Origin of the sequence: Nonomuraea sp. NBC_00507 (genome assembly GCF_036013525.1) — a bacterium.
Classification (GTDB): Bacteria; Actinomycetota; Actinomycetes; order Streptosporangiales; family Streptosporangiaceae; genus Nonomuraea.
On the sequence record NZ_CP107853.1, the window covers coordinates 1,112,782 to 1,129,996 of the forward strand.

General features: G+C 68.2%; 22 protein-coding genes and 2 tRNA genes. 13 read left to right on the forward strand and 11 right to left on the reverse strand.

What is annotated here, in order from left to right; translation table 11 throughout:
- The first annotated feature begins 9 nt into the window (after nt 1-9).
- The 6 genes from OHA25_RS05780 (at nt 10) to OHA25_RS05805 (ending at nt 3,827) form a co-directional block, all read left to right on the forward strand.
- The gene (locus OHA25_RS05780; RefSeq protein WP_327586565.1) at nt 10-555 is read left to right on the forward strand and encodes a helix-turn-helix domain-containing protein; all 546 of its coding nucleotides are present in this window, start codon (nt 10-12) and stop codon (nt 553-555) included.
- Nucleotides 555-1,193: a hypothetical protein gene (locus tag OHA25_RS05785; RefSeq protein WP_327586566.1), complete on the forward strand. Its 639-nt coding sequence runs from the start codon at nt 555-557 to the stop codon at nt 1,191-1,193. Before OHA25_RS05780 ends, OHA25_RS05785 begins: the two co-directional genes overlap by 1 nt.
- 126 nt (nt 1,194-1,319) lie before the next feature.
- On the forward strand, nt 1,320-1,577 hold the full coding sequence (locus OHA25_RS05790; RefSeq protein ID WP_327586567.1) for a hypothetical protein: 258 nt from the start codon (nt 1,320-1,322) through the stop codon (nt 1,575-1,577).
- Between the two features lie 301 nt (nt 1,578-1,878).
- Nucleotides 1,879-2,331 carry a hypothetical protein gene (locus OHA25_RS05795; protein WP_327586568.1) on the forward strand — a complete coding sequence of 151 codons (453 nt, stop codon included), beginning with the start codon at nt 1,879-1,881 and terminating at the stop codon, nt 2,329-2,331.
- Between the two features lie 231 nt (nt 2,332-2,562).
- Nucleotides 2,563-3,039 carry a hypothetical protein gene (locus OHA25_RS05800; protein ID WP_327586569.1) on the forward strand — a complete coding sequence of 159 codons (477 nt, stop codon included), beginning with the start codon at nt 2,563-2,565 and terminating at the stop codon, nt 3,037-3,039.
- A 251-nt stretch (nt 3,040-3,290) separates the two neighbouring features.
- Entirely contained in the window at nt 3,291-3,827 is a 537-nt protein-coding gene (locus OHA25_RS05805; protein WP_327586570.1) for a site-specific integrase, read from the forward strand.
- A gap of 92 nt (nt 3,828-3,919) precedes the next feature.
- Here the strand turns inward: OHA25_RS05805 and OHA25_RS05810 are convergent.
- Together OHA25_RS05810 and OHA25_RS05815 are read right to left on the reverse strand one after the other, a co-directional pair.
- A tRNA-Ser gene (locus tag OHA25_RS05810) sits at nt 3,920-4,008 on the reverse strand.
- A 193-nt stretch (nt 4,009-4,201) separates the two neighbouring features.
- Nucleotides 4,202-4,765, reverse strand: a complete 564-nt coding sequence (locus OHA25_RS05815) for a YceI family protein (RefSeq protein ID WP_327586571.1) — start codon at nt 4,763-4,765, stop codon at nt 4,202-4,204.
- Between the two features lie 106 nt (nt 4,766-4,871).
- Here OHA25_RS05815 and OHA25_RS05820 point away from each other — a divergent pair, with 106 nt between their 5' ends.
- Nucleotides 4,872-5,489: a MarR family winged helix-turn-helix transcriptional regulator gene (locus OHA25_RS05820; RefSeq protein WP_327586572.1), complete on the forward strand. Its 618-nt coding sequence runs from the start codon at nt 4,872-4,874 to the stop codon at nt 5,487-5,489.
- Nucleotides 5,490-5,534: 45 nt separating this feature from the next.
- On the opposite strand, the gene OHA25_RS05825 is transcribed toward OHA25_RS05820, so the two are convergent.
- Nucleotides 5,535-6,026 carry a SigE family RNA polymerase sigma factor gene (locus tag OHA25_RS05825; protein WP_305914118.1) on the reverse strand — a complete coding sequence of 164 codons (492 nt, stop codon included), beginning with the start codon at nt 6,024-6,026 and terminating at the stop codon, nt 5,535-5,537.
- Between the two features lie 216 nt (nt 6,027-6,242).
- Between OHA25_RS05825 and OHA25_RS05830 the strand changes: the two genes are divergently transcribed.
- On the forward strand, nt 6,243-7,190 hold the full coding sequence (locus OHA25_RS05830) for a hypothetical protein (protein WP_327586573.1): 948 nt from the start codon (nt 6,243-6,245) through the stop codon (nt 7,188-7,190).
- 5 nt (nt 7,191-7,195) lie between these two features.
- Nucleotides 7,196-7,987, forward strand: a complete 792-nt coding sequence (locus tag OHA25_RS05835) for a MauE/DoxX family redox-associated membrane protein (RefSeq protein WP_327586574.1) — start codon at nt 7,196-7,198, stop codon at nt 7,985-7,987.
- Between the two features lie 112 nt (nt 7,988-8,099).
- Here the strand turns inward: OHA25_RS05835 and OHA25_RS05840 are convergent, their stop codons facing one another.
- Nucleotides 8,100-9,281: an ATP-binding protein gene (locus OHA25_RS05840; RefSeq protein WP_305914115.1), complete on the reverse strand. Its 1,182-nt coding sequence runs from the start codon at nt 9,279-9,281 to the stop codon at nt 8,100-8,102.
- 220 nt (nt 9,282-9,501) lie between these two features.
- Between OHA25_RS05840 and OHA25_RS05845 the strand changes: the two genes are divergently transcribed.
- The 3 genes from OHA25_RS05845 to OHA25_RS05855 are packed head-to-tail and all read left to right on the forward strand — an operon-like array spanning nt 9,502 to nt 11,682.
- The gene (locus tag OHA25_RS05845; RefSeq protein ID WP_327586575.1) at nt 9,502-9,987 is read left to right on the forward strand and encodes a SigE family RNA polymerase sigma factor; all 486 of its coding nucleotides are present in this window, start codon (nt 9,502-9,504) and stop codon (nt 9,985-9,987) included.
- A complete protein-coding gene (locus OHA25_RS05850) occupies nt 9,984-11,213 on the forward strand; it encodes a TolB family protein (protein ID WP_327586576.1) in 1,230 nt (409 codons plus the stop codon). Before OHA25_RS05845 ends, OHA25_RS05850 begins: the two co-directional genes overlap by 4 nt.
- A 10-nt stretch (nt 11,214-11,223) precedes the next feature.
- Nucleotides 11,224-11,682, forward strand: a complete 459-nt coding sequence (locus OHA25_RS05855) for a MaoC family dehydratase (protein WP_305914112.1) — start codon at nt 11,224-11,226, stop codon at nt 11,680-11,682.
- Between the two features lie 88 nt (nt 11,683-11,770).
- On the opposite strand, the gene OHA25_RS05860 is transcribed toward OHA25_RS05855, so the two are convergent.
- From OHA25_RS05860 to OHA25_RS05890, 7 genes are all read right to left on the reverse strand, one after another.
- Nucleotides 11,771-12,043 (reverse strand): hypothetical protein, encoded by a 273-nt coding sequence (locus OHA25_RS05860; protein ID WP_327586577.1) that lies wholly within the window; start codon nt 12,041-12,043, stop codon nt 11,771-11,773.
- Nucleotides 12,040-13,557: a radical SAM protein gene (locus tag OHA25_RS05865; protein ID WP_327586578.1), complete on the reverse strand. Its 1,518-nt coding sequence runs from the start codon at nt 13,555-13,557 to the stop codon at nt 12,040-12,042. The genes OHA25_RS05860 and OHA25_RS05865 overlap by 4 nt, the downstream gene beginning before the upstream one ends.
- Nucleotides 13,554-14,288 (reverse strand): prolipoprotein diacylglyceryl transferase, encoded by a 735-nt coding sequence (locus tag OHA25_RS05870; RefSeq protein WP_327586579.1) that lies wholly within the window; start codon nt 14,286-14,288, stop codon nt 13,554-13,556. Before OHA25_RS05870 ends, OHA25_RS05865 begins: the two co-directional genes overlap by 4 nt.
- A 1-nt stretch (nt 14,289) precedes the next feature.
- Nucleotides 14,290-14,670 carry a hypothetical protein gene (locus OHA25_RS05875; protein WP_327586580.1) on the reverse strand — a complete coding sequence of 127 codons (381 nt, stop codon included), beginning with the start codon at nt 14,668-14,670 and terminating at the stop codon, nt 14,290-14,292.
- An 80-nt stretch (nt 14,671-14,750) separates the two neighbouring features.
- Nucleotides 14,751-15,101: a hypothetical protein gene (locus OHA25_RS05880; RefSeq protein WP_327586581.1), complete on the reverse strand. Its 351-nt coding sequence runs from the start codon at nt 15,099-15,101 to the stop codon at nt 14,751-14,753.
- Between the two features lie 18 nt (nt 15,102-15,119).
- On the reverse strand, nt 15,120-15,755 hold the full coding sequence (locus OHA25_RS05885; protein WP_327586582.1) for a response regulator transcription factor: 636 nt from the start codon (nt 15,753-15,755) through the stop codon (nt 15,120-15,122).
- A 3-nt stretch (nt 15,756-15,758) separates the two neighbouring features.
- Nucleotides 15,759-16,964 (reverse strand): sensor histidine kinase, encoded by a 1,206-nt coding sequence (locus OHA25_RS05890; RefSeq protein WP_327586583.1) that lies wholly within the window; start codon nt 16,962-16,964, stop codon nt 15,759-15,761.
- Between the two features lie 168 nt (nt 16,965-17,132).
- Here OHA25_RS05890 and OHA25_RS05895 point away from each other — a divergent pair.
- Nucleotides 17,133-17,205: transfer RNA gene (locus tag OHA25_RS05895), tRNA-Arg, on the forward strand.
- Nucleotides 17,206-17,215 lie beyond the last annotated feature (10 nt).

Here is a 17,215-nt window from a genome sequence, read left to right on the forward strand (position 1 = left end):
GGAGCTCCCATGCCCTCAGCTTCTCGCAGCGGGATCGGCTGGCGAATCGCCTACTACCGGAGCGTCGCCCGCCTCACGCAGCAGCAGTTGGCCGACGCCGCAAACATCCATGTGGGCACACTGCGCAAGATCGAGCGCGGAGCGCGAGGCGCGAGCGACAGCATCAGGGAGGCGATCGCCGCCGCGCTCAGCATCGACCATTCACTCCTGCTGGCCGACCGTGCACAGGCAAGCTCCCGGATCCGCGCGGCACTTCCGGCCTTGTCCACTGCCATCGCCGACTACGACGTGCCTGACGATGGGCCCGTTCGTGCCCTCCCTGAGCTGCAACAGGCCGTCAGCGAGGCCGTAGCCTGGCGGCTCGCCGCCCAATACGTGCAGATCACGCGCCGCCTGCCGGACCTGCTAAGCGAGCTCTTCCGCGCCCTGCAGGCCGCGCCACCCGGCCAAGAGCCCGATCTCGCACGCGCTCGGTCGCGTCGGCACTGCGCAGTGCCGACGCGGTCGCGTACAAGTTCGGCGCCTATGACCTCTCGGCCCGCCTCGTCGAACTGATGCGTTGGGCCGGCCGCCAGGCCGACGACGCGGTCCTGACCGCCGCCATCGCCTACGTCCGCACCGAAACCTTCTTCGCCGCAGGCACCCATGCCGCCGGCCTGCGCGCGCTCGAGCGCGCGATCGACGGCGCACCGCCGCCCAGCGACGAACGCACAATGGCGGCCCGCGGCGCTCTGCACATGCGTGCGGCGGTCATCGCAGGCCGTGCCGGCGACGTGGCCGCAGCCGACACGCACCTGGCCGAAGCCCGCCTGCTCGGCGACCAACTGCGCGAGGACATCTACGCAGGCACGGCATTCGGCCCACACTCGGTTCGAATCCATGAGGTGTCCGTTGCCGTCAGCCTCGGCAGCGAGCACCTACACCGTGCCCTGGAGGTTGCCCACGAGTGGGCACCACCGCCAGAACTGCCCGCCGAGCGGCGGTCTGGCTTCTACATCGAGCTGGCCCGTGCTCAGCTGTGGTCCGGCCTACCAGACGACGCGTTCGAGTCGTTGAAGGTAGCCCGCAAGATCGCGCCCCAGCACACCAGGGACCACCTGTGGGTCCGTGAAGACGCGGCGACGCTACGCAGGCTCAAGCGCGCCGACGCCGAGAGTCTCACCAGCTTCGCCGAGTGGTGCCACGCCACCTGATGCGCGAGTAACCCTCACTGGGTCACTTATACCGTCGCCTTAGTCCCACCATCTGACTGTCAAAACGACGGCCACAGACGGGACACGTCCATGCTCCAGCCAACGCTGGTGACGAGGCCAATCCTCGTGCGCGACACCATCAGCATCGTGCGCCTGCACGGCCAAGCCTGTATCGACTGCGGCGCCGTCAACAAGCGCCTGCAGCCTGCGGGAGACGTTTCGCATCGAGGCCGTCTGTGGCGAGTTGTCGCGTGCGACAACCACATCAGTCGATACAAGCCGCCCCTGGGCCAAGCGACGTCACCACCGGCCCAGGGACTTGATCAGGAAGAGAGGCTCCTGACCCATGACGACGCTATCGGCGGGCGAGGTGCCGCCTCGTGAATCCAGATAACGTCTTCTTCACGTGGTCGGCAGAGGACCGGCGAGGACATGGCTCACGGGGCGTCACGGACCGACCTAACCGCGCGGCCGAAGGTCTGAACAAGGCACTGCACGATCTGGCGCCGGGCGCAAAAGGCGTGATCCGGGAGACCCGACTTGAGCGTCATCCACGCACTCACGACTACTGCTATCGCTACGGACAAGTTCTCGTACGCGCTAGCCGCGGCGAGGCCCCAGATGACATCCAACTCGTGAGGACGTGCAACCTGCCCAATCACGTTACGAGCGCCGAGGAGCGCTCATGAGCGAGCACCTCGCAGGGGAGCGCGGAGACCCTGACGGCTGTAGGGCGCTCCCCCTGGACCCGGTGGGCCGTGGCATGAGCAACACCCACACGTCTGCGCCACTGCTGACTGATGACGAGCTGGCGGATGTGCTCGACGGCGCCGCCGCTCGCCCGATGCTCCAGGTACGGCAGAGGACGAGCGAGCACGAGCTGGCGGCCCGCCAGCTGGCAGTCCTGTCCAGCACCTATCCCGGCTGGGAGATCAGCTACGACACCGATTCTTCCGGCCGCCAATGCTGGACGGCTGAGCTGGTGGGCGAAATCACCGACCGCATGCGCGCGGCCGGGGTCGTCAAGCACCTTCGGCGCGAAGGTTGCCCGGAACTCGCCTCTGCCTTGGGTCGCCAGGCGGTGCTGATCCACACCAACCGGGTCAACTTTGTCTGGGTCCGCCCGGGGCCCTCCTGACGGCCCGGCCGCCGCTGCTGCCTTCCTGTCAGCGGCGGCCGGGTACCAGCGACCCTGCCCGGTTCGTGGGGCGTTCTCCGAGCAGGGTCAAAGGTCCGGCACGTTCCCCCACGTTCGCGCCGGACAAGGCCCCCTGCGCTGCTTCTCCGGGCGGTGCGGGGGGCCGCCCCGCGTCCCCTAGACCGGGCCTCCCGCCTGCAGGCCGGGGGCCCTATTCACATGGAGATCGCCATGATCAGTGCGACGACCGACTACGTGCACAGCGACATCCATTCGACCGTCGCCCGTCACCTCGGCGGCGGTCGCTGGGCCGTCTCCGACATGCCCGGCTACGTCGTCGACGGCGAGGCGGCCCTGCGGCACATCATGTGGCGAGAGCTCGAGAAGGGCCGGCAGCTCCCGGAAAAGCTCACCCCGGACCAGGCGCGCACACACGTGCAGGCGCTGCTGGCCGAGGCCCGGGCCGTGCTCACGGTCGTGGGCGCCGGTGACGACCGCTGGCTTGAAGCGCGCATGGAAGAGGCCAACTACCTGCTGTGCCTGACGCAGCTCGTCCTCGGGCGGCTCCCCGGCGAGCAAGGGGCCAGCTGCATGGTCTGCCATCGCAGTGACAAGCCCCTGCGCCAGGTCGGCGTCTCCGCCACGGCCGGGCTCGTGTTCGCCTGCAAGGGCACGTGCCTGGGCGCCGTGATGTGGATCAGGCCCTAGATCAAAGGTTCCCCACCCGGTCGCCACCGCGTGGGGAACCGTCGAACTGCCCGGACCCCAAACCAACTTGGAGCCCGAACGATGCATGACCGTATCGGCGATCACACGACCGCCACCAGAGACAAAACGGACGACGTCGGCGCGCCCCAGCCAACCGCCGCGCCGGAACCTCCACGGCGCCGCTGGAGGCTGCTGCCGGTCGTCCTCCCTAGGCGGGACGGCGCACTGCCCCAGTCCCGCTCTACCACCTGGTGACCACGCGCGGCCTGCGCGGTGGCGAGGTGTGCGGCATCCGGTGGGAGGATTCCGACCTGGCCGTCAGCAAGACCATCATGGTTCTGGAGACCGACGACGAGGAAGACGACGGTCTGAAGTCCGAGTGGAGCTGGCGGACGGTCGCGGTCGACGGCGAGAACGCCGCCCTGCTGTCGAGCTGGCGGGCGCGCCAGATGCGGGAGCGGCTGGCCGCCGGCACCGCCTGGGTGGACTCCGGACTGATCTTCACCGCATCCGACGGGAGCGCGCTACGGGAGGAGTACGTCTCGGAGCGGTTCGCGGCGATCGTCGCCGCGGAAGGGCTGCCGCCGATCCGGTTCCACGATCTCCGGCACTGCGCGGCCACGATCATGCTGGCGGCCCGCATCAACATGAAAGTGATCAGTGCGACTCTGGGACACAGCCGGCACGGATTCACCGCCGATGTCTACACGAGCGTCGTGCCGGACGTCGCCCAGGACGCGGCCGAGGCGACGGTCGCGATGATCCCTCGGGCCGCCCGGAAAGCATGATCATTAGCGGAACGGTCCGGCAATGGTCCGGCATGCGTCAACTAAAGATCAAAGAGCCCTTCCCCTGATCATGGGGGAAGGGCTCTCACCTGCGGAGGATCGGGGATTTGAACCCCGGATGGTGTTGCCACCAAACCGCATTAGCAGTGCGGCGCCATAGACCTGACTAGGCGAATCCTCCCGGAAGCCGTTGTGGCTCAGCACAGCGTACCGGCCTTCTGGCGAGGCGGCAAAGCGATTCCGCTCCCCACCTATCCACAGCGCTCACCAAGAGTTATCAACAGGCTGTGGGTAACTGGTTGTGGATGAAGCCCGCCCAGAGCGTGGGCGGGCTTCACGGGCTGTGGATAACCGTAGCCGGACAGAGCATGGGCTCAGGCGGCGGGGTTGGCCTCGCCCTCGATCTCGATCTTGATCTTCTTGCCCACCAGCACGCCGCCGGTCTCCAGGGCCTGGTTCCAGGTCAGGCCGAAGTCCTCGCGGTCGATCTCGGCGCTGATCGAGTAGCCCCACACCTCGGCACCCCACGGGTTCGTGCCCGCGCCGCCGTACTCGACGGTGAGCTCGACCTGCTTGGTGACGTCACGGACCGTGAGGTCGCCGACCACGGTGAACTCGTCGCCGGAGTGGCTGACCACGCGGGCGCTCTTGAAGGTGATCTCCGGGAACTTCTCGACGGACAGGAAGTCGTCGCTGCGCAGGTGGCCGTCGCGGTCGGCGACGCCGGTGTGGATGCTGGCGGTCTTGATCGTGAGCTCGGCGGTGGACTCCAGGGGGTTCTCGGCAATCGTGACCGAGCCACTGAAGTCGCCGAAGTGGCCGCGGACCTTGCTGACCATCATGTGCTTGACCGAGAAGCCGATGGTGGTGTGGGCGGCGTCCAGGTTGTAGGTGCCGGCGGCGGGGATGGCCAGGGCCTCCCAGGTGCGGGTGGTCATGGGGTTCTCCTTATTAGGAAGGTTGCACTGCGGATGTCTGCGGCAACAAATGTCTACACGAGGAATATTCCACTCGTCAACTATCGTCGGTTAAGGTATGAACGTGATGAACTTTGACGACCCCCGGCTGACGGCTGTCGGGCTGCTGGCGGAAGTGCATGCCGGTCTCATGGCCAGGCTCCAGCCGGCGATCGCGGCGGCGAGGTTGTCGGAGATCGACTTCGAGGCTGTCCTGCGGCTGGCCCGGTCCCCAGGGGAGCAGCTGCGGATGAGCGATCTCGCGGCGCAGACCGGGCTGTCCACGAGTGGCGTGACCCGCGTCGTCGACCGGCTCGAGCGCGAAGGGGTGGTGAGGAGGCGGGCGTGTCCCAGTGACCGCCGAGCGTCCTACGCCGTGCTGACCGATGCCGGGCGCGAGCGGCTGCAGTCCGTGCTGCCACAGCACCTGCAGGACATCGACGACACCTTCACGAGCCTGCTCGACGCGGAGGAGCTGGAGGCGTTTCTGGCTACTTTGCGGAAGATCCGGGATGTGGTGCGGCCCTGCGCCACCGCCGGCGCGGGAGAGGCCGGAATGGAGGGCGGGGTGGAGGCCTGCGTGGAGGCTCTGAAGGCAGGTTCGCCGGACCAAAGGGCCCAAAGGGCCCAAAGGCCCCACGTCCCCGCCCCGACCCCCGCCGAGCCCGAGGTCGCGGTCGACTCTGCTTCGTCCTCCGCCTCCTGACCACGCCCAGGCTTGGAACGAGCTAACCCCCAGGCCCGAAGCGGATCATCCTCCCAGTCCCAAAGCGGTCCGCAGCTTGGCCATCCCCCGCGACACCGTGCTCTTGACCGTGCCGACGCTGATCCCGAGCTTCCTGGCGATCTCCGGCTCCGTCATGTCCTCGTAATACCGCAGCACGATCGCCGCCCGCATCCGCTCCGGCAGCTCCTCCAGAGCCTGCTCCAGCCGTTCGTGCACCTCCCCCCACACCACGGGGTCGGTGACGATCTCCGGCAGCTCGTCGGAGGGATACTCCTCCAGCTTGCGCCGCCGCCACTGCGAGATGTTGATGTTCACCATCGCCCGCCGCACGTACCCGTCCAGCGCGCCCCGGTCCTCGATGCGCTCCCACGCCAGGTACGTCTTGGTCAGCGCGTTCTGGAGCAAATCCTCCGCGTCCAGCGGGTGCCCGGTGAGCTGGTGAGCGGCGCGCAGCAACGCCGGACCGCGGGTCCTGACGTACTCGCGGAACTCTTCCTCCCAACCGGTGGTCTGCATCGTGGCCAGAATCGCAGCCTCATGCCCTATTAGGCATGAACCGGAATTCAGGTTTCGGCCCGCCGACGATAAAGGTAAGCCAAGGTCGGTGGCGGATTCTCCGCCGAGGGATGTCAACTCCTTCTCCAGGGGATGCGTATTTTGCTCTCTTCTGCGCCACCCGGCTTGAGCGGTCCCCGAGTCGTGTGAACCTAGTACCGAGCGAGGGAGGGGCGGATGGGCTATCCGAGCGTCGAGCGCCGCCGGGTGCTCGCCGCGGCCGCGCTCGGCCGCGATCCGGGCATACCAGGTCCTGACCCCAGCGATGGACAACCCATCAACGCGGTCACCGGGGAGGTCCTTGACGTCAGCCCGCATCTCATCATCATCGAGACCCCGGACGGCACGGAGGAGCGACTCGTCATCGCGCCGTGGGCCACCGCCTGGCACGGCGGCGACACCGCACCCGCCGATCTGCCCGTGGGCTCCATGGTCATGATGCGGGCCCTGCGCGACGGGCGCGTGGTCGAGCGGATCTGGGCGGACACCACGCGCATCACCGGCACGATCCTGTCGATCAGCGGGCGTAAGGACCTGACGGTGGAGCTCGACTGCGGGCCGCATCGCGGGCACCGTACGATCGTCATCCCCTACCGGGCGTCGGGCCGGCTGCAGGTGCGGCATCCCAAGTTCGAGCCCGGCTACCTGTTCGACGCGATCGGCGTCAGGCGCGACGGCGCGGGATTGGCCCTGCTGCCGGCGACCTCGCAGCCGGCGTACCCGGCGCGGGCCGTGCCGGACCCGCCGCCCGCGTACGCGGGCCTGCAGTCGCGGGTCTCGGGCACCGCGACGTGGTCGGACACGTTCGACGAGGAAGAGCGGGGGGCGGCCTATCCCATGCTGGAGCGGGCCGACACCGGCTGCCCGGACGTCGGCGCGTCGTGCGCGGGCCTGCCCTACCTCGCCCTCGGCTCCCTCCTGCAGATCAGGAACGTCTGCTCCAACCGCTCCGCCAACGTGCCGGTGGTGGCGTGCGGGTGCGTGGCCGGGCGGTTCTGTGACCGCTGCGTTGAGTGCGACACCTCGCCACGCGGGCGGATCGCGGAGTTGTCGCCGTTCGCCTATGTGGAACTCGGCGGCGATTTGGTGAAAGGCTGCTTCAACGCTCAGATCGGATTGGGGTGACACGCGTGCTGGAATCGCAGTTGCCGATCCTGATCGTGCTACTCGTCCTGGGCACGGTGGCCAAGGTGAGCACGGCGCGATCCGGAGGTGAGCCTGGGGCGCTGTCCAGGCTGGGGCCGGCGGTCCTGGTGCCGGGCCGCATGCAGGCGCCCGCGCTGCTGGTCTGCGCGGGCGGTGAGATGGTGCTGGCCGTCGGGCTGCTGCTGAGCACGCATGAGATCTTCCGGTGGGGTACGCTCGCGTTCTTCGCGCTGTCCACGTACGTGCTGCTGGAGCTGCGCAGACGGCGGCCCGATGCGGGCTGCGGCTGCTTCGGCGAGGTGAGCTCGGCGCCGGTCGGACTGCGCTCGATCGCCCGGACGGTCGTGCTGACCGGGATGGCCGCGCTGTCGCTGTGGGCGCCGGTGACGGGCTGGGCGGCTGCGACGCGGCCGTCGTGGCTGACGGCCGCCGGGCTGCTCGTCCTCCTCGTGTTGTCGCCGGAGATCGAGGAGATGATCGATCGGGTACGATACCGCGCGCCGTGCGAGCAGCGCCGCGGCCCCGCCGAGTCGGTCACCCTCGCCCTGCTCCGGACAAGCGGCACCTGGCGGGCTCATCGGGACGAGCTGACCTCGGCCGAGCCGTACGACAGCTGGCGCGAGCTGTGCTGGCGCTTCTTCGCCTTCCGCAACCACGAGCAGGACGACGTCGTCTTCGCGGTCTATCTCAGCGGGCGGCGCCCGGCGGTGCGGATGGCCGTGGTGAGCGCGCAGGACAGCGGCAGTCTGCCGGAATATACGCCAGTATCGGCCTGACGCTAGAGAGCCGTAGATTTCTCTCGACAACGCAGGTAGGCATGGTCATATGGCTCTATTGGGCTGTCTAGCTTCCCCACTAGACAGCCCAATAGAGGTCTAGGGGCGCCGCTCAGACCGGTTGAGCGCGCAGGAACTTCCCGAAATGCGGCACCGTGAACGCGATCAGCCCGCGTTCGGCACTGTAGATGAGCCCTTTCTTGATGAGGCTGTCACGGGCGGGCGAGAGGCTGGACGGCTTGCGCCCAAGGGCGTCGGCCACGTCAGCGGTGGCGACCGGCTCGTCGCCGATGTGCGCCATGGCGTGCATGTAGTCGCGCTCGGCCGGGGTCGCCCGCTCGTAGCGGCTGCCGAAGAAGCCGACCGCGAGCTCTTCCTCGGCCTCGGGCGCGGAGACCTTGACGTCCTCGATGGTGATCGGGCTGCGTGGCGCGAGGTCCCAGGCGACCTTGCCGTAGGCCTGGACGAAGTAGGGATAGCCGTCGGCCGCCTCGTAGAGCGCATCCAGGGCGTCCTGGGTGAACTCCACCTCCTCCTCCCGGGCCGGCAGGATCAACGCGAGATCGGCCGCGTCCCGGTCGAGCTTGTCGATGCGCGCGTAGCGGAAGAGCCGTTCGGAATAGCTCTTGCTGGCCGACAACACGCTGGGCAGGTGCGGCAGCCCGGCGCCCACCACGATCAGCGGCCCGCCCGTCTGCGACAGCTCGTGACAGGCGGCGCAGAGCGCGGAGACGTCGGCGGCCGGCACGTCCTGCATCTCGTCGATGAACAACGCGATGCCGACGGCCAGGTCGGTGGCCACACTGGCGGCGTCGACGAACAGCTCGGTGAGGTCGATCTCCAGGTCGCCCGAGTCGGCGCGCCCGCGGCTGGCAGGCACCTCGATGCCGGGCGACCAGTGCGAGGTGCCCTTGGCGGCCCCGGGATCGCGCATCGCGAACGCCTTGAGCACGCCGAGGAACTCCTCGATCCGCTCGGGCGCGCGGTGCCGCGGGGCCAGCTCCCTGATCGCCATGTGCAGCGCGGCCGCGACCGGCCGCCTGATCGACTGGTCGGGCCTGGCCTCGATCTTGCCCGTGCCCCACAGCCGTTGCATGGCCATGGACTTGAACGTGTTGAGCAGGACGGTCTTGCCGACGCCCCGAAGACCGGTGACGACCATGCTCCGCTCGGGGCGGCCACGGGCCACACGCTCGAGCACGACCTCGAACTGCTGCAGCTCTCGGTCACGCCCGGCGAGCTCCGGGGGACGCTGTCCGGCTCCGGGGGCGTAAGGGTTTCGCACAGGGTCCACGCTCTCGGACTTTATTGCCGGATATAGCGGCCGTCTTAGATTTGGGAAGAAAGTGCTACGGCGTGTCCGAGCAGGGGCGGGCGCGAGCACCGTCACCGGACACACCCCCTCTCACCAGGCCGAACCCTTGTTCGATTGCGGTACCTAAGACTGTAGCGCGGACTCGAACACTTATGCGATGGTTTCGAGTAAAGATCTTTGCAACAGCGCGGACCCTCTGGTGCGTCTTGGTGATGTGGAGTTCGAGGATTTCGTCCGCGCGCGCGGCACGGCCCTGCTGCGGTACGGCTACGTGCTCTCCGGCAACGCCGATGACGCGGCCGACCTGGTCCAGGAGGCGTTGCTCAAGCTGAGCGGAGCCTGGCGCAGAGTCCGCAACAAGGACAACCCGGAGTCCTACGTGCGCACGATCATGGCCCGCCAGCACATCAGCTGGTGGCGCAGGCGACGCAGGGAGCACGTGACGGACGAGGTGCCCGAGGGCTCCTACACCGACGACCACTCCTTCGGCGAGCTGTGGAAGGAACTGGCCACGCTGCCGCGCAAGCAGCGGGTCGTCCTGGTGCTGCGTTACTACGAGGACCTGCCGGACAAGGAGATCGCCGAGATCCTCGGCATCTCCCGCGGCACCGTGAGAAGTCAGGCATTCCACGCGCTCAACGCACTGCGCGTCAAGCCGTCGGTGCTCGAAAGGGAACGGACATGAGGACAGAGGACGAACTGGCAGGCGCGCTGCGAGCGGCTGCCACGCGTGCTCCCGAGGCAGGCGACCTGCTGAAGGCGGTCGCGATGCGCAAGCGCCGCAGGCAGCGGCGGCGCACGCAAGCAATGGCGATCGCGTGCGCGGCGGCGGTGATCGGAGTGGGGCTGGCGACCAGGAGTCTCTTCTCCGGCTGGGCCGCGGATCCCGTGATCGCTCCCCCTTCGAACGTCCTTCCCACCCCCATCAGAACGGTGACGGTCACCCCTGAAGCCCTTCGCCCGGCCCCGAACGCGATGGCGGCGGACAAGGTCTGGCCCAAGGCGGTCTTCACCATGCCCGCCAAGAATGCCGACGGCTGGCGCTATCGCCCGATCACCTCCCTCAGCGCCACGAAGGTCCTGCTCTCGGCGGAGTCGTCGTTCGAGCGGGCAGGCAAGATCGAGGTGTACGACTTCGCCACCAGGAAGTCCCGCGTGGTCACCGAAGTTCCGAGGACACCGGGCCTGAAGGACTACATACCGCAGACCATGACGACCGACGGCAAGACCATCGCCTGGTTCTCCTTCGGCAGGAAGAACGGCATGAAGCTGCGGGAGATCTGGACGGTTCCGCTGACCGGCGGCAAGCCCAGACTGGTCACCACGCTGACCGGCGAGCGGGCGGAAATCGACGCGATCGCGATCGACGGGGACCGGATCGTCTGGTCGGAGCCGGGCGGCGTCTGGGAGATCCCCATCGCGAGCGGCGTCCCCGAACAGATTCCCGGCGGCGCCGGCCTGCACCTGCTGACCTGGCCCTGGGCTGGTGACGTGGCCGCCGGGCCCGGCATCGGCGACCGCAACCAGACCAAGATGGTCGATCTGTCCTCCGGAACCGCGCTGGAGATCGCGGTACGCCCAGGCACGAAAGGGCTGCGCTGCGGACCGTCCTGGTGCTTCGGGCGGAACCCGAAAGGCGGCTTCGTCCATCGGGTCGACGGCACGGAGACACGCGCGGTAAAGGGTTCCGGTTTTGGGCACCCGATGTCGCTGATCCCGATTCTCGACCGGTTCGTCCCGCTCTCCAGCAGCGTGTACGACATCGCAACCGGAAAAATGGCCACCGTCGGCATGGGCAGCTCGTGGATGGGCATCGGCACGTCGTCCGAGCCCAGCACGATCATCTACTGGGAAGGCAGGCCCGGCACGTTCCGGGTGCTCAACTTGGCAGCCGTACCACCCGGGCAATAGCGTTCGCACCATGCGGACCTTCGCGAATGTTCAGGAGCTCAAGGCGGCCGTCGGCGAGACGTTCGGCCCGACCGAGTGGCGCACCGTCACTCAGGAACAGGTCAATCTCTTCGCCGAGGCCACCGACGACCACCAGTGGATCCACGTGGACGTGGAGCGGGCCAAGGAAGGGCCGTTCGGCGGGACGATCGCGCACGGCTATCTGACCCTGTCGCTGCTGCCGGCGTTCATGTTCGAGATGGTCAAGGTCGAGGGCATCGCGATGGGCGTCAACTACGGCCTGAACAAGGTCCGCTTCCCCAGGCCGGTGCCCGTGGGCGCGCGGATCAGGGCGGTGGGCGAGCTCACGGACGTCAAGGGCACCCCGGCCGGCTATCTGTCCAATCTGAAGCTGACGGTCGAGATCGAGGGCGAGAGGCGCCCTGCCTGTGTGGCCGAGACCCTGAGCTTGTACGTTCCCGCCGAATAACCCGGCGTTTCACGTGTAACAGTGACGACGGTACGGCTGCGTGCTGCCCGGCCATTCCGAGGACGTCGTGGCGCTGTCGATGCGGTCGTCACACGATGATCGCGACGACGGCCACGACGGCGAGGAGGCCGAGGTAGGCCAGCACCAGCCGGGTGTCCCTGAGCAGGCACTTGCTTCGGGTCAGCCCGGCTCGCCGCGCCTTCCAGTAGCCCGCGAACCCGAGCACCGCGAACCCCAGCACCGCCCACGGCCCGAGCAGCCAGGCCAGGAGCGCGACGGTCGCGTACACGCACAACCTGAGCGGGTCGTACGGCTGGCCCTTCGCCGATGTCTCGCCAGAGCGAGGATCGTCCGCCGTCACGACGTCACCGCCGACAGTCGTTGACGGGAGAGTTGCGGCCAGGCCTGTACGGCGCAGAACGGCGCGCACTGGTCCTGCTCGGCCCGGGTGCCCACATGCACGCAGCACTGGGTGAGCCGCTCCTCGATCATCGTGGAGATGTCCATGAACGGTTTGATCGTGATGCGTACCACCCGCTCCCCTAGCATCCTGCGCAGCTTCCTACGCCGGCCCGGGAGCGCCGAGGAGGCGAGGGTGAGGAGGGTGGAGACGCCGAGGTCGCAGTTCTCGCAGATGTTCCGCCACAGGTCGCCGATCTGCGGGTGAGACAGCGACGACTGCTCGGACAGGAGTCCGAGCAGAGATTCCTGTACGGCAAGCCGCAGTTCCTTCGGGATCTCGCTGTCGGCGATGCGGTTGGAGACCAGGCCCAGGTTCTCCTTGAGCCGGTCGTGGCCGATCAGCGCGGTGAGGGAGCGCCAGTGCTGGGCGTCGTCGCGGATCAGGTAGCCGACCGAGCAGCAGTGGGGGTGGGAGCAGGGCAGGGCGGTGAGGTCGCGCCAGGTCACCAGGCCGCCGGTCTGCGGGCCGAGGCGTTTGAGCACGCCGGTGTGGGTGAGCCGGTTCATCGGGTCGATGGTGCCGGATCGGCCTGAACCGAACTGGGGTTGCAGGGAGACGCCTCCGACGTACGGGGTGTCGAGCGCGACGCGTACGACGTCGCCGATCTCGCCGTCGTTGACGCCCAGCGCGGCCGTCATGACCAGGGTGGTGAAGATCTCGCGCGCCGACAGGCGCTCGAGGGCCGAGGCCTTGAGCCGGCGCAGGTCGCCGCCTCGGTGGTGCCTCGAGGCGTGCTCGGAGGAGCCGTCGTACTGCAGATAGACCTCCACCCGCTCCCTGTGCTCGGTGAGGAGGTCGAGGAGAGAATCGTCCCTGGCGATGAGGACGCCGTTGGTGTTGATCAGGATGCGGGTGATCGGGCGCTGTTCGAGCTCGGTCAGCAGGGTTTTGAGCTCGGGGTGGAGGGTGGGCTCGCCGCCGCTCAGCATGAGGACGTCGAGGCGGCCGTTCTCCCTTTCGAGACGTTGGTCCACGTTCGCGAGGATGTCGGGGACGGGGACGACGCCGGCGAGGTCAGGGGAGCTGTCGGCGAAGCAGGTGGGGCAGCGCAGGTTGCAGGTCTCGGCGATGTCCTCGAGAAGAATGCAGGTGTGCTGGGTCTGCATCTCGGGGAGGCCGTTGAGGTACGCGAGGGGGATCGGAGCAAAGTTTCCCGACAGATCCGGTACATGGTGCTTGGTCGGTGCGGTCCATTCCTCCAGGTATTTGAGGATTTCTGGGTCTTCGTCGTACAAAGTCCGGATCAGGCCGTGTTCGCGGCAGCCCCGCTCCAGCCATACGCGGCCGTCGCGTTCGGCCAGGTAGCCGCTCAGGCGCTCGACCTTGTCCAGGTCCTGGCCGTGGCAGTGCGGGCAGAACGCGTTGACGTACCTGAGGATGCGGTCGCCCCGCAGACCCATCCCAGTGTTCATGCCATGACCTTCCGCTGGAAAAGGGGATCGTAATAACCGCGCCGCCAGCCGTACGCGAGCCGGAGCGCGAGCAGCGGCAACCCGACGAGCAGGAAACACTGTGGCCCGGTCAGTCCGAGCCAGAGCGTGTCGTTGGCTCTGGTGAACTCGACGATGAAACGGAAGGCGGCGTACCCGGCGAGGTAGAGGGTGAGCAGCTCGCCGGGCTGTGTGAGCCGCTTTCGGGCCCACATGAGCGCTGCGAATGCGGCGAGCTGGAAGATGATCTCGTAGATGAACGACGGGTGCATGGCCTGGCCGGCCAGGCAGCCGGGGCATTCGGGGGTCGTCGCCGGGGCGTGCACGCCCCAGGGCAGGCCGGTGGGCCGGCCCGGGGCCTCGGTGAGATGGCAGCCGATCCTGCCCACCGCCATGCCGAGCGCCACGGCCGGGGCGAACAGGTCGCCGGTGCGTTCCTTGTAGCCGATGATCTTCTTGGCGGCGAGCACGCCGACGTACGCGCCGGTCAGGCCGCCGAGGATGCTGCGGGAGCCGTACAGCCAGAGGTTCTGGAGGTCCAGCGTCTCCAGCCAGCCGGCCAGGCGCATGCCGATGGCGCCGCCGACCAGGGCGCCGGTGACGGCTATCAGCGACTGTTCGTTGAGCGCGCCGCGTCTTCTCGCCTCGCGTACGAAGACGACGGAGGCCACGAAGACGCCCAGGCCGACGAATATCTCGTGAAGGGGAAGCATGTCAGGCGTACAGACCCGGGTTCAGGCCGGTGCAGATCCCGGCGGACAGGATCGACCACAGCGCCCACCCGATCATGAGCCCGAGGCCGAGGCCCCGGGTCCAGGGTTTGCGGATGATCACGAGGGCTATGCCGGCGCCCAGGCCGACGAGGGCGAGGACCGCCGTGCCCACCGCCACGGGGAGGATGTTGGAGCCGTTCGAGCCCATGGCCGCGGCGAAGAAGACGAAGAAGCCGACGATGACGTTGACCACGCTGTAGAGCGCCAGGCCGGCGAACGCGAGCGCGACGACGACGCCGGTGGAGGACCCGCTGGACGGAGGCGGCGGTGGTCCGTACGGGGGCTGCCAACGGTGGTTCGGGTCGGGCGGCGGCATGCTCATCGGTCGGTTCTCCCCCACGTCGCCATCGGGCTGGAGGCCAGGCTACGGGCGGGCGATTGCCATCGGATCACAACGTCCATCTACGCGTACAGGCCCGGGTTGAGCCCCGTGCACCAGCCGGCCGTGACGATCGACGTGAGCGCCCAGCCGATCATCAGACCCAGCCCCAGCCCTAGGGACCACGATCTCCGCATCAGCACGAACACCAGCCCCACACCGATGCCGACGAGCGCCAGGAACCCGGCCCCCACCCCGAACGCCACCTCCGACTCGAACGCAATGGCGACGAAGCCGGTGATCACGTTGACGACGAGATAGCCGAAGAACCCGGCGAACGCCAGCCCGACGATGAGCCCCGTACGACGAGGCGGCTCCTGCTGTGGCCCTTGAGGTGGCCCCTGAGGCGGCTCAGGCGGCGGCGGCATGCTCACGTCGCACACATTACGGCGCTAAGTGCCGCCTGAGTAGTAAATCGCCGCCTGTACCCGGCTCTTCAGTCCCAGCTTGTTGAGCACCCGGCTGACATGCGTCTTCGTCGTGGCCTCCGCCATGTCCAGCTCTCTGGCGATCTCGGCGTTGGACATGCCGCGCCCGATGCAGGCCAGCACCTCCCGCTCGCGCGGCGTCAGGCTGTCCGGACCGGCCGCCGGCTCCCGCCGCGACGGCGTCACCTCCCCGGCGAAGGCCGCGATCAACCTCCGCGTGACCGCCGGCGAGATCAGCCCATCACCACGCGCCACCAGCCGGACCGCCTCCACCAGGGACTCGGCGTCGGTGTTCTTCAGCAGGAAACCGGCCGCACCCGCGCGCAGGGCGCCGAAAACGTACTCGTCGACATCGAACGTCGTCAGGATCAGCACGTCGCTGATCCCCGCCAGCTCCCTGGTGGCCGAGATGCCGTCGAGGCGTGGCATGCGTACGTCCATCAGCACCACATCGGGTCGGAGCTGCTTGGCCATGGCCACAGCCTGCTCCCCGTCACCCGCCTCGCCGATCACCTCGATGTCCGGCACGCCGCCGAGGATCAAGGCGATCCCGGCCCGGACCGCCGCGTGATCGTCCGCGACCAACACCTTGATCGTCACCTGTCACGCACCTTCCTGCCGTACGTTGACCGCAATCGGCCCCGCCCCATTCCCGTGGAAAGTCTGATGGTCAGAGGTAGGCAGCACGGCGAGCACCCGCCACCGGCCCCGCCCCATGCCGTCCTGCCCACCAGGTCCGGCATCGAGGGAACCTCCGACCAACGAGGCCCGCTCCCGCATGCCGATCACGCCGGCCCTCGCCCCCGGCAACCGCGCCGCGCCTGCCCCTCCCACGACGTTGTCAACGGTCACCACGACACGCCCGGCCTCATAGGAAACCACGACGTCAACCGGCGAGTCCCCATGCTTGAGCGCGTTGGTCAACGCCTCCTGCAGAATCCGATAGCCGGCCAGGTCAACGGAGGCAGGCACCTCACGGACATCCCCGTCGACCCGCAATCCGGCAACGAGCCCCGCCCGCCTGACCCGCTCCACCAAGGTCTCCGCATCGGCCAGGCGCGGCCGAGTGGCCTCAGGCTCCTCCCCTTCCTGCCGCAACAGTCCGATCATGGACCGCATTTCGGCCATCCCCTTGACGCTGTTCTCCCGTACGGACTCCATGACCTTCCGAACCGTCTCCGGATCGAGGTCCTTACGAGAGAGCGCAGCCGTGGACTGGATGGCGATCGCGCTGAAGTGATTGGCGATCATGTCATGCAGCTCGCGCGCCATACGCGTACGCTCCGCGGCGATGGCCGCCTGCCGATCGAGCTCCGCCAGGTGCGCCACCTGCTCCGCCCGCAGCCGCTCGGCCGCCGCCCGATCTCGCTGCTCCCGCAGCACCAGCGCAGTCGTGACCGGCGTGACCAGCACCAACCCCGCCTGGATCCCCATCACGGCCAGCGCTCGCCAGTCCTGGGCGATGAACCCGGCCACCGCCCCACCCACCACCGCCAGCGTGGCCGTCACCCCGAGCAGCACCCGAGCAAACCGGGCCGGCCCGTAGAGCACTGCCGCGTACAGGTTGTCGGTGAACACGAGCACGGTCCCCAAGGACGGCCCCACGAACCCGTCCACGGTGACCGCGACCACCCCGAGCCCCAGGGACAAGAGAGGCGCCCGTTGCCGCACGAGAACCCCAGCACAAGTGATCGCCAAGGGCACGACGAGCAGCCACTCGGGCACCCCGCGCTCGACATAGGCGCCACCCGCGATCAGCACCACACCCGCCGCGAAGGCCACCACAGCCCCGAACACGACCCACTTCATGCTCCTATCCCACCACCCCAGCCCCCTGCCGCCCTCCTGCGAGGGACCTGCCTGTGGATACACACTTCGATGTATCCACAGGCGCGGGGGAACCAGGCGCGGGGGCCATGATTGCGTTAACTGGTTCGAGGCACTCCCTAGAACCCGCTATGCTGGCTTACGCAACGAGCGGCCGTAGCTCAATGGATAGAGCATCTGACTACGGATCAGAAGGTTACGGGTTCGACTCCTGTCGGCCGCGCTCACTCGAA